This is a genomic window from Bradyrhizobium sp. Leo114, from assembly GCF_055229415.2.
The window spans coordinates 1-382 of sequence record NZ_JBUYEN020000231.1 but is presented as its reverse complement, the minus strand read 5'-3'; the positions used below and the strand labels follow the sequence as shown (position 1 = coordinate 382).

1 protein-coding gene is annotated in these 382 nt (G+C 58.6%); it reads left to right on the top strand.

The window, feature by feature from the left end; all coding sequences use genetic code 11:
- Positions 1–186: ATP-binding protein (locus ACZIRK_RS45530; RefSeq protein WP_463703283.1), on the top strand; the 186-nt coding region annotated here is incomplete at its 5' end.
- Between the last annotated feature and the right edge of the window lie 196 nt (positions 187–382).

Below are 382 nucleotides of genomic sequence, written 5' to 3'. Positions count from 1 at the left end.
GCATCGACCATCGTAACCAGCCAACTTCCCGTGGACTCATGGCACGAAGTTATCGGAGATCCCACGCTCGCCGACGCCATTCTGGATCGCCTCGTCCATAACGCTCACCGCCTCCAGCTGGCCGGCGAAAGCATGCGAAAACGCAACGCCAAAACCATCACCCTTGACGAGCAGCCAGAACGCTGACTCTATCAACGCCTTGGCCGGAGCGGGCCGCTCACGATCGTCTGAATTCGGCGCTCATGATCGCGCGAGATCGCTGCTCACTATCAGTGAAATATGCACCTCTCCCCGCGCCGCTGCTCGTACTTGCGCTGCCTACCCGGTGCAACTACGTTAAGTAAGCCTTGCTGCCGGTTGCTCAACTGAAGGATTGCATGCA